At 60.6% G+C, this 14,763-nt stretch carries 16 protein-coding genes; 12 read left to right on the top strand and 4 right to left on the bottom strand.

The genetic code is table 11. From position 1 onward, the window contains the following. Positions 1-18: 18 nt before the first annotated feature. Complete coding sequence (gene erpA, locus ACFC5L_RS08635; RefSeq protein WP_375204152.1) at positions 19-360, bottom strand: iron-sulfur cluster insertion protein ErpA; 342 nt, start codon at positions 358-360, stop codon at positions 19-21. A 251-nt stretch (positions 361-611) separates the two neighbouring features. Here erpA and ACFC5L_RS08640 point away from each other — a divergent pair, with 251 nt between their 5' ends. The 12 genes from ACFC5L_RS08640 to ACFC5L_RS08695 all read left to right on the top strand — a co-directional run bounded on the left by ACFC5L_RS08640 (position 612) and on the right by ACFC5L_RS08695 (position 11,641). After that, positions 612-1,796, top strand: coding sequence for a deoxyguanosinetriphosphate triphosphohydrolase (locus ACFC5L_RS08640; protein WP_375204335.1), 1,185 nt, complete (start codon positions 612-614; stop codon positions 1,794-1,796). A 184-nt stretch (positions 1,797-1,980) separates the two neighbouring features. Beyond that, complete coding sequence (locus ACFC5L_RS08645; protein ID WP_375204151.1) at positions 1,981-2,838, top strand: SPOR domain-containing protein; 858 nt, start codon at positions 1,981-1,983, stop codon at positions 2,836-2,838. A 20-nt stretch (positions 2,839-2,858) separates the two neighbouring features. Then, a complete protein-coding gene (gene nagZ, locus ACFC5L_RS08650; RefSeq protein WP_375204150.1) occupies positions 2,859-3,878 on the top strand; it encodes a beta-N-acetylhexosaminidase in 1,020 nt (339 codons plus the stop codon). Positions 3,879-4,009: 131 nt separating this feature from the next. Next, a complete protein-coding gene (locus ACFC5L_RS08655) occupies positions 4,010-4,894 on the top strand; it encodes a segregation and condensation protein A (protein WP_375204149.1) in 885 nt (294 codons plus the stop codon). Further along, complete coding sequence (scpB, locus tag ACFC5L_RS08660) at positions 4,891-5,802, top strand: SMC-Scp complex subunit ScpB (protein WP_375204148.1); 912 nt, start codon at positions 4,891-4,893, stop codon at positions 5,800-5,802. The genes ACFC5L_RS08655 and scpB overlap by 4 nt, the downstream gene beginning before the upstream one ends. 88 nt (positions 5,803-5,890) lie before the next feature. Further along, positions 5,891-6,103, top strand: coding sequence for a twin-arginine translocase TatA/TatE family subunit (gene tatA, locus ACFC5L_RS08665; RefSeq protein ID WP_375204147.1), 213 nt, complete (start codon positions 5,891-5,893; stop codon positions 6,101-6,103). Positions 6,104-6,149: 46 nt separating this feature from the next. Next, positions 6,150-6,608 (top strand): Sec-independent protein translocase protein TatB, encoded by a 459-nt coding sequence (gene tatB, locus ACFC5L_RS08670; RefSeq protein ID WP_375204146.1) that lies wholly within the window; start codon positions 6,150-6,152, stop codon positions 6,606-6,608. After that, the gene (tatC, locus tag ACFC5L_RS08675; protein ID WP_375204145.1) at positions 6,605-7,441 is read left to right on the top strand and encodes a twin-arginine translocase subunit TatC; all 837 of its coding nucleotides are present in this window, start codon (positions 6,605-6,607) and stop codon (positions 7,439-7,441) included. Before tatB ends, tatC begins: the two co-directional genes overlap by 4 nt. 45 nt (positions 7,442-7,486) lie before the next feature. Beyond that, complete coding sequence (serS, locus tag ACFC5L_RS08680) at positions 7,487-8,782, top strand: serine--tRNA ligase (RefSeq protein ID WP_375204144.1); 1,296 nt, start codon at positions 7,487-7,489, stop codon at positions 8,780-8,782. 44 nt (positions 8,783-8,826) lie between these two features. After that, on the top strand, positions 8,827-9,525 hold the full coding sequence (locus tag ACFC5L_RS08685) for a phosphatase PAP2 family protein (RefSeq protein ID WP_375204143.1): 699 nt from the start codon (positions 8,827-8,829) through the stop codon (positions 9,523-9,525). A 6-nt stretch (positions 9,526-9,531) separates the two neighbouring features. Further along, on the top strand, positions 9,532-10,305 hold the full coding sequence (gene surE / locus ACFC5L_RS08690) for a 5'/3'-nucleotidase SurE (protein ID WP_375204142.1): 774 nt from the start codon (positions 9,532-9,534) through the stop codon (positions 10,303-10,305). A gap of 121 nt (positions 10,306-10,426) precedes the next feature. After that, on the top strand, positions 10,427-11,641 hold the full coding sequence (locus ACFC5L_RS08695; RefSeq protein WP_375204141.1) for a peptidoglycan DD-metalloendopeptidase family protein: 1,215 nt from the start codon (positions 10,427-10,429) through the stop codon (positions 11,639-11,641). Positions 11,642-11,773: 132 nt separating this feature from the next. Here the strand turns inward: ACFC5L_RS08695 and ACFC5L_RS08700 are convergent, their stop codons facing one another. The 3 genes from ACFC5L_RS08700 to ACFC5L_RS08710 form a co-directional block, all read right to left on the bottom strand. Next, complete coding sequence (locus ACFC5L_RS08700) at positions 11,774-12,871, bottom strand: flagellar biosynthesis protein FlhF (RefSeq protein ID WP_375204140.1); 1,098 nt, start codon at positions 12,869-12,871, stop codon at positions 11,774-11,776. A 190-nt stretch (positions 12,872-13,061) separates the two neighbouring features. Beyond that, positions 13,062-13,352 carry a CtrA inhibitor SciP gene (gene sciP / locus ACFC5L_RS08705; RefSeq protein WP_375204139.1) on the bottom strand — a complete coding sequence of 97 codons (291 nt, stop codon included), beginning with the start codon at positions 13,350-13,352 and terminating at the stop codon, positions 13,062-13,064. A 642-nt stretch (positions 13,353-13,994) separates the two neighbouring features. Continuing rightward, positions 13,995-14,468, bottom strand: a complete 474-nt coding sequence (locus ACFC5L_RS08710; RefSeq protein ID WP_375204138.1) for a MucR family transcriptional regulator — start codon at positions 14,466-14,468, stop codon at positions 13,995-13,997. Positions 14,469-14,763: the final 295 nt, after the last annotated feature.

Raw genomic sequence — 14,763 nt, forward strand, 5'->3', positions numbered from 1 at the left:
AATGCGTTTAAATGAGGCCTAGAGAGAAAAACTCGTCCCGCACCCGCACGCCGCCGTGGCGTTCGGGTTTTCGATCTTGAACGCCGCGCCGATCAGCTCGTCGGAAAAGTCGATCACCGAGCCCGCCATATAGTCGACGGAAACGGAATCGACGAGCACGGAATATCCGTCCGCGTCGAGAACGAGGTCGTCATCCTCACGGTCTGTGACGATGTCGAATTTATACTGAAAACCGGAGCAGCCGCCGCCCTCGACCGCGACGCGCAGCATGGCGCCCGCGGGCTCCTTCGACAGGATCGCGGCGATGCGCTTGGCGGCGCGGTCCGATACGGTGACGGGGGTGGTCTCAGCGACGGTCATAAGGCTCACTCTACGGTTTCAGCCAAAATAGGGGCTTAACGCCCGGATTTCGAGGGGGCGTAGCCTCAGAAATTCGCGCAATCGCGTGTAGATTCCCTATATTTGTGGGGAAGCCTTGTTAACGGAATCGGCGGACAAGGCCCAAATAAGCTTTCTGGCGGAAGCGGAGCGGTATTTTGCGATTACAGGGTCAGATCACGGAAAACATGCCCGATGGGGCCTATGGCGCTGATTCAGGCAAAGAGGGGCCCATGGCGTTCCCGGCGCCGCTCGCGCCCTATGCGGCCCGGGCGGAGCAGACTCGCGGCCGTCTTCATCCCGAGGCCGAGAGCCGGGGGCGCACGCCGTTCCAGCGCGACCGCGACCGGGTGATCCACGCCGTCGCCTTCCGCCGTCTCAAGCACAAAACCCAGGTTTTCATCTCCCATGAGGGCGATCACTACCGCACGCGGCTGACCCATTCGCTCGAAGTCGCCCAGATCGCCCGGACGCTGGCGCGCGCACTCCAGCTTGACGAGGACCTCGCCGAATGTCTGGCGCTCGCCCATGATCTCGGCCATCCGCCTTTCGGCCATACGGGCGAGGATGTGCTGGTCGAATGCATGAAGCCCTTTGACGGGTTCGATCACAATGCGCAGACGCTGCGGCTCCTCACCAAGCTCGAACGCCGCCACGCCGCTTTTGACGGTCTCAATCTCACCTGGGAGACGCTGGAAGGCGTGGTCAAACACAATGGCCCGCTGAAGGGGCCGCTGGCGAAAAAGAAAGAACCGCTGCCGGCCGCCATCGTCGAATACGCCGCAAACCACGATCTCTGGCTCGACAGTTTCGCGTCGCTGGAGGCGCAGGTCGCGGCCATCGCCGACGATATCGCCTATAACAATCATGATGTGGATGATGGTTTGCGCGCCGGGCTGTTCGGCTTTTCCGAAGCGCGGGAGCTGCCGCTGGTGGGGCCAGCGATTCGCTCGGCGGAGGCGAAACACCCCAAAGCCCCGCGCGACATCCTGATCGCCGAGGCCGTGTCGGACCTGATCGGCGCCATGGTCGAGGACGTGCTTGCCGAGACGAAAAAACGTCTTGCGGCCAATCCCCCGGCTTCGGCTGATGACGTGCGCAGGGCCTCTGCTGCTTATTGCGCGTTTTCCACAGGAATGGAGAAGGACCTTGGCGGCTTGCGGTCTTTCCTCCACGAAAACATGTATCGTCATTACAAGGTCAATCGCGCCCGCAGCCAGGCGAAGAGAATCATTAAATCTTTGTTCGACTTGTTCTTCACCGAACCGGAGACGTTGCCGCCGGAATGGCGCGAGCGCTATGAGGGCGGGTCCGAGGCGCGCCGCGCCCGGGCGGTTTGCGATTACATCGCCGGGATGACGGACCGATACGCCGTCAGAGAATATCGCCGCCTTTTTGGCGTCGAATTTGACGGCTAAAGCTGCGACTCCCGTGGCCGGGAGTGCTAGAATACGCCGGAACAACGATTCGGCGGCGTTCTTTCGTGAGGCCGGGCCGGTGAAAAACTTTTAGGTTGGCGTTGATGCGGCGCTGGCGCAAGAGTGCAAATGTCCAAGAGAGACGGGGCGCAATTCATACGGCGCTTAAGGAGCGGTTTAAGACATGGCGAATGCAGCACAAGAAGAAGCCTTCGAAGAAGACTATCAGGAATATGACGAGTTCGACGATGATGAAGAAGATCGCGGGCTGTCGGGCTTTGCTGTCCTGATCATGGGCATCGTTATGATCGGCGCATTCGTGTCGGTCGTGTGGATCGCTTACAAGCAGGGCATGAAAGTGGGCCGTGACGGCGGCGCCATTGAAACGCCTTACGTCGCCGCCGATCCCGAACCCATCAAGATTGAGACCGCCGAAGACGGCACGCCGGTCGCAGACCGCGAAGTCTATGACGCGCTCGACGGCGAGGCCGGCGATCCGGTGACGACGCTCGCGGAAGGTCCTGAAGAACCCGTCAGCCGCACCGCTGAAGACACGATTGGCGCGCTGGCGGCGGAAGCCGAACAGGCGGCCGCCGATGTCAGCGACGAAGTGGAAGACCGCCTCGCCAGCCTCCAGGCTGAGGACGCAGAAGCGCTCGACAATAATCCGACGGCGGAAGAGCCCCGCGATACGGCGCCGCCCACCGTCAGCGTCAAGCCGTCGGTTCCGGCTGCGCCTTCCTCAACATCCGCTGCGTCTTCATCCACGACAGCATCGGCCGGCGCCCGTTCCGGCACCCATGTGGTGCAGGTCGGCGCGTTCCGCTCCAATGACGAAGCCATGGCGCAATGGGGTCGGATGCAAACCAAGCTTGGCGATTTCCTCAACGGCAAGTCGCCGGATGTAGAGCGCGCCGATCTGGGTGATCGCGGCGTCTATCATCGCCTGCGTATCGGGCCGTTCAGCTCTTCCGATGCGGCCAAGACCTATTGCGCCGATCTGAAAGAGCGTGGACAGGACTGCCTGATCAAGTCGCTTTAGGCTAAGGGCCGGGTTGCGTCATGCCCACAGCCGCTGTCTTTGATTGCGAAGGCCCGCGCCTCTCTGATGAGGAGCGGGCCTTCTTCAAGGATGTCGACCCGTGGGGGTTCATCCTCTTTGCGCGCCATTGCGAAAGCGCCGATCAGATTCGCGCCCATTGTGACGAACTGCGCGACTGCGTCGGCCGGGAAGACGCGCCGATCCTGATCGATCAGGAGGGCGGGCGCGTCGCGCGCATGAAGCCGCCGGCCTTTCCCGCGCATCCGGCGCCGGCGGTGTTTGGCGAGCTCTGGAAACTCGATCCCAAAAAAGCCGCAGAGGCGGCGCGTCTCAACGGCTATCTCCTGGGCCGGCTTGTCTCCGATTGCGGCGTTACCGTGGACTGCATCCCGATGCTCGATGTGCCGCAGATCGACGCCGACCCGGTGGTGATCGGCGACCGCGCCTACGCCAAATGGCCGGACATCATCGCCGCCATCGCCTTTCATCATATTGAAGGATTGAAGGAGGGCGGCGCGCTGCCGGTGATCAAACATCTGCCGGGCCACGGACGATCGCTCTGCGACAGCCATCACGATCTTCCGCGCGTCTGCGCCAAAAAACGCGATCTGCAGGCTTGCGATTTCGAGCCGTTCAAATCCTTGCGCGATGAGAAAATGGGCATGACTGCGCATATTGTTTACGAGGCCTATGACGCCGACCGCCCGGCGACCTTGTCGCCGGTGATCGTCAATGACGTCATCCGCGGCGAAATCGGGTTTGACGGCTTGCTGTTCACGGACGATCTCAAGATGAAAGCGCTGGGCGGCGCCATTTCCGAACGCATTTCCGGCGCTTATGACGCCGGCTGCGATATTGCTTTGGCCTGCAATTTTTCGCTTGCCGAGAAGAAAGACAGCGCGTCCGCATTGCGCGATCTTGCGGGCAAATCCGCTGAACGCGCGCAGATCGCCATGGCGGATTTGAGGACGCCGGAGCGAGGCGCGACAGATGAGGCCTATGAACGCTTGAATGCGCTCATAAAACCAGCGCTTGCCTGACGCGTTTTCGGCAAAAGTGTTTTCGGTTTTGCGGTTCGAAAACGCGGACTTAAACCGACTGGAACCATGCAATGGTTCTAGTTTTCAACAGGGTGGGAAAGCCGATAGGCGGGGGCCGGAATCGGCGTTAAATGAAATTGATGGCGGATGGTGAAAATATTCAGGTGGTTGCGATGAGCGCCCCGGAGAATGGCGGCGAAGGCGAAGAGGCCTTTGATGCGCCTGTTCGGGTGACGACGACCGATGAGGCGATTGACGCGCTGGTGGTGAATATCGAGGGCTATGAAGGCCCGCTCGATGTTCTCCTTGATCTTGCGCGTCACCAAAAGGTCGACATCCGCAAGATCTCCATGGTCGCGCTGGTCGACCAGTATTTGCTGTTCGTTGAAGCCGCGAAGGACCGCAATCTGGAACTCGCCGCCGACTATCTCGTGATGGCGTCGTGGCTTGCCTATCTCAAATCCAAGATGCTCCTGCCGGCGGCGGAAGATGACGGCGACGAGCCGACGGCGGACGAAATGGCCGCCCGTCTCGCCTTTCAGCTTCAGCGCCTCGAAGCCATGCGCAAAGCGGTGGAAGACCTTCAGGGATTGCCGCAATTTGGCTGGGACTTTTTCCCGCGCGGCGCGCCCGAGGGCGTCAGGGTCACGCAAAAGCCGGAATGGCAGGCGGACATTCTCGACCTTCTCAAGGCCTATACGACCCAGCGGATCGTCGCCATCGACCGCGAATATCACGTCGAACCGCCGGCGGTTTACAGTGTTGAAGCGGCGCGCCACCGGCTGGAGCGGATTCTCGGCGCCATTCCGGAATGGACGGAGCTGCGCAGCCTGACGCGAACCTATGACGTTGAGGCGCCGCCAACCTCGGTGCTTGCAAGCTCATTCAACGCCGCGCTGGAATTCGCCAAGGCCGGCCGCATTGAGTTGCGCCAGATTGGCGCTTTTGAACCGATTTACATCAAGGCCCGCCCGGAGAAGCCGGAGCGTGACTCGGGCGAAGGAGATGCGTCATGATGGAAGAAGACGCAGGACGCAATTTCAAGGACCTCGACGCCCGCGAGGCGCAGGAAGCGCTCGCAGAGGAACTCTCGGACAAGGAAAGCGAAGCGACGGCCGTGCACGAAGAGACAGAAGAAATAGAAGCCGAAGCCCCAGAAGCTGACGCCCCCGAGGTTGAAGAGGCTGAAGCGAGCGAAGCTGAGGCGGCGGAAACCGGCGAGGCCGAAACAAAAGAAGCGGCGGCGCCGGAAGTCGAGTGGAGCGAAGAGGACCTCGCCGAGCACAAGCGCATGGTGGAGGCGTTGTTGTTCGCCGCCGCCGAGCCGCTCGATGAAAAGTCGATCACCGACCGTCTTCCCGCCGGCGCGGCGGTCAGCCTGCTGATTGAACAGGTCGCCGCCGATTATGAAGGCCGCGGGATCACCCTGAAAAAGGTCGAGAAGAAATGGCGCTTCGTAACCGCGCCGGATATCGCCCATGTGCTTCAGAAGGAAAAGGCGACGCAGCGCAAGCTTTCGCGCGCCGCGCTCGAGACGCTGGCGATCATCGCCTATCACCAGCCCTGCACCCGCGCCGATATTGAGGACGTGCGGGGCGTTCAGGTCGCCAAGGGCTCCCTCGACCAGCTCCTTGAAATCGGCTGGGTCAAAATGCGCGGCAAGCGCAAGGACGTGCCGGGCCGGCCGACCCTTTACGGGACGACCGAAGGGTTTCTGGAGCATTTTGGGCTGGAGACCGTCACGGACCTTCCGGGGCTGGCGGATTTGAAGGCCGCGGGGCTCCTCGACGCCCGCCTGCCGCCCGGCTTTTCCGTGCCGTCGCCCGTCGACGGGGACGACGAGGACATGGATGAGACGGAAGAATCCGGCGAATTCTCTCAGGATTTCCTCGGCGAAGATGGGGATGAGGCCGCAGACGCCTGATTGGCGCATAAATTTGCGCCGTTTCGCGTTTGCGTAATGGGCCTTCGGGCATTACCAATTGGCTGAAATTTAAGTTGAGAGGCTCGTCATGGGCGCAATCGGACCCTGGCAGATTGTCATTATCCTTGTTCTCGCGCTGTTGCTGTTTGGCGGCGGCGGCAAGATCTCCTCGATCATGGGCGATTTCGCCAAGGGGATCCGGTCCTTCCGCAAGGGCCTGCAGGAAGAAGACAAGGCCCTCGACGATAATGGCGACAAGGCCGTGGACGTGACGCCGGTCGAGGAAAAGGACAAGGCGTAATCAGCCCCGGCTTGATCAGCGCAAGCCAGATTGGTTTTAGGCCGTCATGAATCTCCTCCCGCAATTCGGGTTTTTTGAGCTCATCCTCGTCGCAGTGGTGGCGCTGATCGTCGTCGGCCCCAAGGATCTGCCGAAATTGATGCGTTCCGCAGGCCGTCTTGTGGCCAAGGCGCGTTCGCTTGCCGGAGAGTTCACCGCCGCCTTCGACCAGATGGCGCGCGAGGCGGAGATGGAAGAACTCCGCAAGGAAATCGACGAGTTGAAGAAAAACAATCCCGTCGCGGACGCGGAGCGCGCTATGTCGGAGGCTGTTGCGCCCATCGAAAAAGAGCTGCGCGATGAAGCGCGCGAAATGAACAAGGCCGGGACAGCCGCGACCACTGAGACGAAGACCGAAACGAAAACCGGCGCTGACGCCGCCGATCCTGGCGCCAAAACAGACGAGACGCCTGAGGGGCCTGCAACGACGACAGCAACGACGACAGCCGGGGCCGCCAAGACATGAGCGGCGACAGCGCGACAAAGAAGAATGAAAAGCCGTCGGAAGAAGATGAACTCAAAGCCTCTTCTGCGCCGCTGCTGGATCATCTTGTTGAGTTGCGCCAGCGCCTGATTGTTTCAGTGATCGCGGTTGCGGTGGGCTTTGCCGTCTGTTTTGCGTTTTCAATTCCGCTTTATGAGTTTCTGGTGATCCCGTTCCGGCGGGCCGTGATCGCCGCCGGCGTTGAGCCGAAACTCTATTTCGCCCCGCTCGAATTTTTCTTCACCCGGGTGAAGCTGGCGGCCATGGGCGGGCTTGCCTTGGCGTTCCCGGTTGTCGCTTACGAGATCTATAAATTCGTCGCGCCTGGTCTTTACCGGCGCGAGCGGGCGGCGGCGCTGCCTTTTCTCGCCGCCATGCCGTTTCTGTTCACGGCCGGCGCGGCGCTTGTCTATTTTATCCTGATGCCGTTCGTCATGCGCTTTGCGGTGGGGATGGAGCAGGACGCCGCCGAAGGCTCGGGCGTTTCCATCGAACTCCTGACGCGGGTGGGGGATTATCTCTCCCTCATCACCACCTTGATCATGGCCTTCGGTTTCGCCTTCCAGTTGCCGGTGTTTTTAACGTTGCTCGCCCGGGCGGGGCTCATCACCTCCGGCTTTCTCGCCCGCAACCGGCGCGTCGCCATTGTGGTGATCTTTGTCATCGCGGCCTTCCTGACCCCGCCGGACCCCTTCAGCCAGCTTATCCTCGGCGCCTGCATTATCTCGCTTTATGAGGTGTCGGTGCTCTCGGTGCGCTTTGCGGAAAAAAAGGCGAAAGAGGGCGTCGACGGCGCGGAAGAAGCTTCAGTCTAACGCCGAGGCTGGACCGTGCCCGGGGAGCAGGCTAAACCGCGCCCCATGTTTGATATCCGCTATATCCGCGAAAACCCGGACGCTTTCGACGCCGGTCTCGCGCGCCGGGGGCTTTCCCCCCGCGCCGGGGAGATTCTCGCCCTCGACGAAGAGGCGCGCAAATTCACCCACGCTCTCAACGAGATGCAGGAAAAGCGCAACGCCGCGTCCAAGCAGATCGGACAGGCCAAGGCCAAGGGCGATGAGGCGGAATTCAACCGCCTCCGCGAGGAAGTCGAGAGCATCAAGAACCAGATGCCGGTCGCGGAAGAGCAACAGAAGAAATACCAGAACCAGATCCGCGACATTCTCTCCGGCATTCCGAACATCCCCGCCGACGATGTGCCCGAAGGTGAAGACGAAGCGGCGAATGTCGAAATCCGCAAATGGCCAGAATCAGAAAATGGGCCCAAACGCCTCAACGATGCGAAAGAACATTTCGATCTTGGCGAAGCGCTCGGCCAGATGGATTTTGAAACCGCCGCGAAAATGTCCGGCGCGCGGTTTGTCTTGCTCAAAGGCCAGCTCGCGCGGCTGGAGCGCGCCATCGCGTCTTTCATGCTCGATCTCCACACGGGTGAGTTTTGCTACACCGAATGCAACCCGCCGCTGCTTGTGAAAGACGACGCGCTTTACGGCACCGGGCAATTACCGAAATTTTCCGAAGATCTCTTCAAGACCACGGGCGAACACTGGCTCATTCCAACCGCCGAAGTTTCGCTGACGAATATCGTCAACAACGAGATTCTTTCCGAAGAAGAATTGCCGTTGCGTTTTACGGCGTGGACGCCCTGTTTCCGGTCGGAAGCGGGCTCGGCCGGGCGCGACACGCGCGGCATGATCCGCCTGCACCAGTTCTCGAAGGTTGAGCTTGTCTCCGTCACCACGCCGGACCAGTCGAAGGACGAGCATGAGCGCATGACCGGCGCTGCGGAAGAAGTGTTGAAGCGTCTCGACCTGCCATTCCGCACCATGGTGCTGTCGACGGGCGATATGGGCTTCGGCGCCCAGAAAACCTACGACATCGAGGTCTGGCTGCCGGGGCAGGGCGCTTATCGCGAGATTTCGTCCTGTTCCAATTGCGGCGACTTCCAGGCGCGGCGCATGAACACGCGCTATCGCGTCGCCGGCGAGAAGAAGAAAATCAATCCGGTCCACACGCTGAACGGCTCCGGCCTCGCGGTGGGACGCACGCTTGTCGCGATCCTTGAGAACTATCAGGAGTCGGATGGATCGATCGCCGTGCCGGACATGTTGAAACCCTATATGGGCGGCGTGGAAAAGATCGAGGCGCAGAAATAAAGTTTCACGACATCAAGTTCCTGAAAGAGCACCCCCTTGTCGGCATGATGCTGGAGCGGGCCCGCGCCGAAATCGGCGCGCTCGCGGCCTTCGCCATCGCCGCGCTCGGGCTTCTGGTTTTCGCAGGCGTCGCCGACGAAACCAGCGAAGGCGAAACGCATGTCTTCGATGAGACCATTCTTCTGGCGCTCAGAATGCCGGGAAATCCAGACGATCCCATCGGTCCCGGCTGGTTCGATCTCGCCATGAGCGACATAACGAGCCTTGGCGGGTTTGTGGTTCTCACCTTCATCGTATTGAACGTCGTCATCTATCTGTTGATGACCGGCAAATGGAAAAATGCGGTCATGATCGCCGGAGCCTCTATCAGCGGCATGGCGTTGAGTGAGGGCCTGAAAGTCGGCTTTGGGCGGCCGCGCCCTGACCTTGTTCCGCAACTGGCGGAAGTGCATTCACTCAGCTTCCCCAGCGGCCACGCCATGCTGTCGGCGGTCATCTATCTGACCCTTGGCGCGCTTCTGGCGCGGTTTCACAAAAGAAAGCGTGAACGCGCGCTGATTATGCTTTACGCCGTCCTTGTCACGATGATGGTGGGAGCGAGCCGGGTCTATCTTGGTGTGCACTGGCCCACAGACGTCATCGCCGGCTGGGCGCTGGGCGCGGCCTGGGCGGCGCTCTGGTGGCTTTTCGCGTGGGGCGTTCTGCGCGATAAGAAAGAAACGGCGAACGCCGGAAAAGAGTAGGGTAAAATGCGTATTCTGTGCACCAATGATGATGGCGTTTACGCGCGCGGGCTGGAAAGCCTTGTGAAAATTGCGCGCGAACTGTCCGACGATGTCTGGGTCTGTGCGCCGCAGGAAGAACAGTCGGGCGCCGCACGTGCGCTGACGCTCGCTCATCCGGTCCGCCTTCGCCAATATGACGAGCGCCGTTTCGCCGTCACCGGCACGCCGAGCGACGCCGTCCTCATGGGGATCAATAAAATTCTCGGCGGTGAAAAACCGGACCTCATTTTGTCGGGCGTCAATAACGGCCAGAACCTCGCCGAGGATGTGACCGTGTCGGGGACCATCGCCGGCGCCTTTCAGGGCATGTCCATGGGCGTGCCATCGATTGCGCTGTCGCTCTCGCGGCTTGCGCGCGACAAGGCGCGTTGGGAGACGGCCGAGGTCCATGGCGCAAAGATCGTCAAGATGCTGCTGGAGACGCGCTGGCCGGAAAATGTCGTCATGAACGTCAACTTCCCCGACCGGGCGCCGGACGATGTCTCCGGGATCGAGGCGACGGTGCAGGGCCATCGTGACGCCGTGCAGCTCTTTGCAGAAGAGCGCCAGGACCTCAGGGGCGGGAGCTATTACTGGTACGGCTTCACCGGCGAGCTTTCCAATCCGCCCGAAGGGACGGACCTCCGCGCCATCTATGACGGCCGGATCTCCATCACGCCCTTGCATCTGTCGCTCACGGATTTCGAGGCGCGCTCGGCGCTCGCCAGGACGATTGAGGCCCGGGGCGGCAAAGCCTGACGATTCCTTAACGAATTGGACGATTGTTAACCCTTCATTAACCAAAGAAGACAAACGTCGTTTCGAATCGGCGGACAGTTCTGCGGGCGTTTTTCCGCATTTTTCTTGGCGAGGAGGGGCGATGAACACCGTTCGTGCAGCGTTGTTGACGGGATCTTTTTTGGCGGCGGCCGCCTGCGGGTCTCACAATCATGCGCCTGTGGTGTATGGCTCTGACCCTGCGCGGCAGACCCGCGTCTATCATTCGCCCAATGAGATCAAGCGTGAGCGTCAGGTCGCGCAGACGGCGCAAGCCCCGGTCTACCGCCAGCCTGAGTTCAAGGCCCGTCCGGCAGGCTCCATCGAGCCGGTGCAGCTTCAGCCTGTCTCCGCGGTCTATCTCGACGATACGGCGCGTGCGCGCCAGACGGCCCGGACCGCCGCTGCGACCCCGCCCGCCCATCTTCACAAGGCGAAAGGCTATATCGAGGTTCAGCGCGGCGACACGGTTTACGCCATAGCGCGCAAGTTCAATGTCTCGCCCGCCGATGTGATTGATGAGAACGATCTTAAAAAACCCTACGCGCTGAACGTCGGGCAGGTGTTGAAACTGCCGAACGGCGCCGCGGCGCTGGTCGCCGATGCGCCCTCTCATTCAACGACGATTGCGCAACCGTCATCGACGCGGCGCGTTGTCGCCAAGGACCAGCTCTATCAGGTGCGTTCCGGCGACACGCTTTACGCCATCTCGCGCAAGACCGGCGTGCCGGTGACGACGATTGCCTCGGCGAACGATATCGCTGCGCCTTATGCGCTTGAAGTGGGTCAGCAGGTTCTGATCCCCCAGGCGCCGGTGACCTCGGCGCGTGTTGCGTCCGCTGCGCCTGCGGCAGAAGCTAAGACAGAAAAAGCGCCCGCCAATGTGGCGGAAATCACGCGCAATGTCTCTTATACGTCGCCGCCTGCGGCCGCCTCTAAATCCATGTTTTCCTGGCCCGTTCATGGCCGGGTGATTTCCGCCTATGGCGCCGGCAATCTCGGCCGCCGCAATGATGGCGTGAATATCTCCGCCCCGGCGGGCACGGCTGTGCGCGCCGCCGCTGACGGGCAGGTTGTTTATCGCGGCTCGGAGCTTGAAGGGTTCGGCAATCTCTTGCTCATCAAACACAAGGACGGCTTCGTGACCGCCTACGCCCATAATGACTCCATGCTTGTCAAAAAGGGCGATCAGGTGCGTCAGGGCCAAGTCATCGCCAAAGTCGGCAAAACCGGCTCTGTGACGACGCCGCAGCTGCATTTCGAAGTCCGCCAGGAGAGCGAGGCCGTCGATCCGGTTGCGCTTCTCGGCGAACCTTAATAGGGGCGGGCATATAATACGCGCCTACAAAAAAGCGGGGGCTTTCAGCACGAGTTGCGTATTCAGTATAAAGAAGAAAAAACGTTGCGTATCAAATTGGCGGGCCTTTCGGTCCGCCTTTTTCTTTTCCGCTCAGCCAAACTTTCCGGGACGTGAGGCGATCAGGCGACGGGCGAGAAATTCCGGGCTCGCCGGCAACAGCCCTTCGGAAATGAAGGCGGTTTCGGAAAAATGCGCCAGGCCAAGCCCGGCCTCATAGGCGGCGCGCAATCCGGCGCCCACGCGTTTGGTGGCGTCGAACTTCGTCAGGATGCAGCGCCGGACGCCGATTTCCTTAAAGGCCATCGCCCAGTCCACATATTCGTCGGCGTCGCCGCTGGCGGGCAGGACCAGCACCGGTTCTGCGTCCGCCGCCTCACGATAGGAGCGCAGGGCCGCCACATCGCCGGCGTCATACGGGCTGACGCCGGGTGTGTCGAAAATCACCGCGCCCCCGGGACGATGGCTGCGCAGAATCTGTTCGACGTCGAGGGGGCTTTCGGCGATGAAATAATCCGCGCCGAGGGCCTCGCCATAGGCCTTGATCTGATCGATGGCGCCGGCCCGGCCCACATCGGCGGTGATCATGGTCGCCTGGGCGCCGCTTTCCTGGGCCGAGGCGGCGAGCTTTGCCCCGGTCGATGTCTTGCCGGCGCCTGTGGGACCCACCAGCATTACCGGCGCGGTCGGGGCCAGATGCAGCGGGGCGAATGTGAAAACCTCCCGAAAGCCGGTCTCAAGGCGATAGAGATCCTCGTCGATGGGCGAGTTGCGGGCGCCCTCAATCAGCGCCGCGAGGAGCGGCTCGCCAACGCCGTGAGGCGCCAGAATTTCCGCCATCGCCCGCACGGTGGCGTCCGACATGTCGAGGCTGCGCCCGCCCTTGCCGCCGGTGAGCTTTGAAGAGAGCTTGGAGAGGGCGTCGGCGGAGAATTTCGTTTCGATATTTTCGTTGAGCCTGGCGCCTGCGCCCATCTTGAACGGGCCTTCATCGACCGCATCCCGCGCGGCCCCGGCGAACTGCGCCTTGGGGGCCGGTTCCGGCGCAGCGGGAGCGGCTTTGTCCGAGGCCGTCACCTCAACATCGCCGCTCGGCAGGTTGCGAACGGAAATAATCACCGTCTTGTCGCCCAGCGCACGATGCGCTTTCGCCTTCGCCGCATCGAGGTCAGAGGCGATGAATTTCATCATGGGCGAACTACCGGCTGAGCTACTGGGGCCGTCATGGCCCGAAATGACACATCCCTGAGCATAGCCCGAAGGAAGGCTCTGTTCCAAGGGCGCTGACAGCCGGAAAACAGGCCGCGTCGCGCAAAGGTGAAGAAAAACCCGCCGGGCGTAGCCGCGACGGGTTTTCGAAGACCGAAAAGTCTAGGAGGGATTATCGGTATTGCTGAACGCGCGTCGCGCGCAGCCCCGGCAGACCGAACTGGTCGATAGCTTTTTGCCAGGACAAAAACTCTTCAACAGTGAGGGTGTATCGGTTGCACGCTTCTTCAAGCGTCAACAGGCCTCCGCGCACGGCGGCGACGACTTCGGCCTTGCGGCGGATGACCCAGCGCTTCGTGGTCGGCGGCGGGAGGTCCTGCAAGGTTAGCGGCGTACCGTCCGGACCGATGACATAAGCATCGGTTTTATCGGACGGCGCGGCATTGTCAGCAACGACAGACATGAGATCAATAACCCCGTGATACACAACTTGTTGTCGCCGACAGTAGGCGGGCGCTGTAAAAAAACTCATAAACAGCAAGGTAAAAGCTTCTATAAGTGGTTGATTGTTCGTGAAAAAACAGAGTTTCCACTTTCTCAACAAGCTACAATTTTAACTTCGCGCCGTTTGAAAAAGAGAAACTGCGCCAGTTTGGGGCGGCGTCATGACTGCGGCGCATGCGCCCTTGAACCATGCGGCTGGCGCATGGAAATACCGGCTGTTTTCAAGGCTTGTAAGGCTGCTACGCGCGCGCCGCGCAGTCATGCGCGCGGACTTCAACACAGCAAAATGCACGGGATCCTCGTCCGTCCGGCTCGTCAGACAACAAGACTTCGTCTCGCTTCGAGACCTTTCGGGTTAACAGCGCGCAAGCAGGAAACGTGATAAAGATCGCGGAAATTTCTTTTGAATAAATTCAAAAAAATGCGTCGCGCCCGGCGAAAGATAAATTTGTAATTTTGACAGTGACGGGATTGTTAAGGGATGGACGCATTTCACGCGGCGTCCGCATCGGCGCGAGCGCGGTCACCGGGGAGGCGCGTTTGCAAACGGTTCTCCCCGGCGAACATCGCCAGTCGTCTGGTCATGAAGAGTGAAGGGCCGTCAGGTGGATTTTCGTTTGCGGCGCGTCGCTTTCTTCTTGGCCGGCTTGCGGCCGGAAGATGTCGCCGCCGTACCTAGGCCGATTTCCTTGGCGAGACGTGAACGCGATTTGGCGTAATTGGGCGCGGTCATCGGATAATCCGCGGGCAGACCCCATTTTCGCCGATATTCTTCAGGAGACAGATCATAATGCGTGCGCAGGTAGCGCTTCAGCATTTTCAGTTTTTTCCCGTCTTCAAGACAGATGATGAAGTCGGGTGTCACTGACTTTGCAATTGGTACAGCCGGCTCGCGATTGGCAATGAACGCCGCTCCCTCTTCCGACAGGCCTGTCACCGCTGCATATACATTGTTTAAAAGTGTCGGCAGTTCTTCTGCTTTTACTGCGTTGTTGCCGACATAAGCGGCGACGATTTCTCCCGCCAGTTGGATTGCGTCGTTCTGTCCGACGGAATCCGTCTTCTTACTTGCCATTCTAGTCATCTCCAATGCGGATGTTCCGCGGACAGCAGTTCTAGCCGCCCCATTGCCGTTCCCGGAAAACCGCGGGTCATTGACGCCGCAAGAAGCGCGGCGACGGGTTTTGCCCCGGTAAGGCGGTAGCGCTTCTTGCCCTGCGCCGCAAGCATGGCTGGGCCGCCAACACATTAAATCGCAGACGTAAGATATGTAGACGGGTTCATGCTTTGGTCATTACTTGGGCTAATTCCAGCTATACTCAAGCTGACGAGTGCGGCGAAAAATCCGGCCTTCACGCAAAGGAAGATCG

The organism is Hyphococcus sp., from assembly GCF_041986965.1.
GTDB lineage: Bacteria > Pseudomonadota > Alphaproteobacteria > Caulobacterales > Parvularculaceae > Hyphococcus.